At 58.2% G+C, this 2,079-nt stretch carries 3 protein-coding genes and 1 pseudogene; 2 read left to right on the forward strand and 2 right to left on the reverse strand.

The window, feature by feature from the left end; translation table 11 throughout:
• On the forward strand, positions 1-476 hold a 476-nt coding region (locus Q0341_RS05490), incomplete at its 5' end, for a cytochrome d ubiquinol oxidase subunit II (protein ID WP_299511080.1).
• A gap of 115 nt (positions 477-591) precedes the next feature.
• Positions 592-1,104: a cupin domain-containing protein gene (locus tag Q0341_RS05495; RefSeq protein WP_299511081.1), complete on the forward strand. Its 513-nt coding sequence runs from the start codon at positions 592-594 to the stop codon at positions 1,102-1,104.
• 224 nt (positions 1,105-1,328) lie between these two features.
• On the opposite strand, the gene Q0341_RS15235 is transcribed toward Q0341_RS05495, so the two are convergent.
• Entirely contained in the window at positions 1,329-1,493 is a 165-nt protein-coding gene (locus Q0341_RS15235) for an SDR family oxidoreductase (RefSeq protein WP_366522673.1), read from the reverse strand.
• Positions 1,494-1,570: 77 nt separating this feature from the next.
• Positions 1,571-2,065 (reverse strand): annotated as a pseudogene (locus Q0341_RS05505) (SDR family NAD(P)-dependent oxidoreductase); the annotation flags it as partial.
• Between the last annotated feature and the right edge of the window lie 14 nt (positions 2,066-2,079).

The raw sequence follows: 2,079 nt of genomic DNA on the forward strand, positions 1-2,079 counted from the left end.
CTGAAGGCGATCTTCAGCAAAAGGCCGTGCGTTGGGCGCGGCTTGTGCTGTGGCCCATGGCGGGCGCCTTGCTGGCCATATCGGCAGCTACGCCGCTGGTGAAAGAGGGCGTGCTGGGGAAATGGCTCGGTGTGCCGCAGGTGTTTGCCCTGCTGCCGGTGCCCCTCATGTGCGCCCTGGCGTTCTTTGCCATGCGCTGGGTCCTCACGCGCCCGTACTTGGTGAATGCGGGCTACGGTTGGCTGGTGTTCGCCAATACGGTTTTGATTTTTGTGCTGGCTTTCTTTGGCTTGGCCTACAGCATCTTCCCCGACATCGTGATCGGGCGCATGACGGTGTGGGAGGCGGCCATCAGCACCGCGTCGCTGAATGTGATTTTTTTCGGTGTGGCCATCACGCTGCCGGTCATCATCGGCTACACGGTGTTCATGTACCGGGTGTTTTGGGGCAAGGCGACAGCGCTGAAGTACGGCTGAGTGTGCGACGCGAGGGCTGCGGCGGTCATCACGTTTTCATTCGGGTTTGGTGCCGCCTAAATCTGGCGCGCACCCATGCTAAAGTGAAAATCTTTCTTTTGAAAAGATTCAAGCCATGGCCCATCACCACGACGATCACAACGCCCCTTCATCGCACGATCAGCCCATCACCGACTGGAAACACGACGGTGTCCGCGTGGTGCCAGGTGACCAGTTGGATGGGAATGTGCCCTCCACACCGGGCATGGACCGCAAAGCCGCCATCAACTTTGCACGGGTTGGCGCTCAAAAGCTTTGGGCGGGTACCGTGCACATCCACCCCAATGCCAAAACCGGTGCACACCATCACGGCCCGTTAGAAAGTGTGATCTATGTGGTCAAAGGCCGTGCCCGTATGCGCTGGGGCAATGCCCTGGAGTTCACCGCAGAAGCGGGACCCGGAGATTTCATTTACGTTCCGCCTTATGTGCCGCACCAAGAAATCAATGCCAGCGCAGAGGAAACTTTGGAGTGCGTGTTGTGCCGCAGCGACGGGCAAGCGGTTGCGGTCAACATGGACATAGAGCCTGTTGAAAAGCCTGAGACGGTCCTTTGGATTGATCCCACGCACCCACAAGGTGGCGTTTAAAAGCGGTGCACAAAGCCGAAACCCGGTCCCAACGGCTCAGGTTTGTTCATCCTGATGTCGCACATCCCATACAAGTGCCCCTAAGCGACAATCAAATCATGGAGCGCATGGCCTGCGTCGCGAGAGGGATATGCGGGATGTTGGAGTTTTTTTGCGGGGTATTGAAAATCTCTTCAGCCAAGTCATGAGATAAGGCATTGCCAGCCGATGCAAAAGCAATTGAATCAAGAACCCAAGTACGTTCCACCGTTGACGTGCAGCACTTGCCCTGTCACAAAACGAGCTTGTGGGCCCGCCAGCCAAGCCACCGAATCAGCCACCTCTTCGGCTGTGCCGCGTCTGCCCAGCAATGGCGTGTGCTTTTGATGGTGCTGCGGCTGAGCAGACACACACTGCTACCGAGTCGCACGGTGTCGATCATGCCCGGCGACACGCAATTCACCGTGACTTGATGGGCCGCCAAATCGTGTGCCAAAGCACGCGTTAGACCGACCAAACCCGATTTGGCAGTCACCACATGCACGCGGTTTTCGGCGCCGGTGTGAGCGGTGAGACCACCAATATTGACGACAGCGCCGTCAGTCGCTTTTTGCAAATGGGGCAGGGCAGCTTGGGTGCAGTGAAACGCGCCGTCCAAAACCACGGCCAAGGTGTTGCGCCAATCGGCACTGCTCATCTCGGCCAGAGTGGCTTCTTTGCGAATGGCCGCATTGTTCACAAGGACATCTAGACGTCCAAAACGCGCTACCACTTGGGCGATCATGCCCTGCACCGCGAAGGCATCGGTGACATCTGCCGCACACAAAAGTGCAGGAACACCCATGGTGGTCAGTTCATCGACCACTGCTTGGCCTTCGGCCACTGAACTGCGCACGTTCACAGCCACAGCCATACCATCGCGAGCCAAGGCCAGCGCGATAGCGCGGCCAATGTTGCGACCGGCCCCAGTGACCAAGGCCACCCGGCGGGTTTCTA

The sequence above is a fragment of the uncultured Limnohabitans sp. genome, from assembly GCF_937889215.1.
Lineage (GTDB): Bacteria > Pseudomonadota > Gammaproteobacteria > Burkholderiales > Burkholderiaceae_C > Limnohabitans_A.

What these genes read in the sequence shown, in the direction of transcription:
- Q0341_RS05495 (WP_299511081.1), top strand. Translation starts at nt 592, where the DNA reads ATGGCCCATCACCACGACGATCACAACGCCCCTTCATCGCACGATCAG.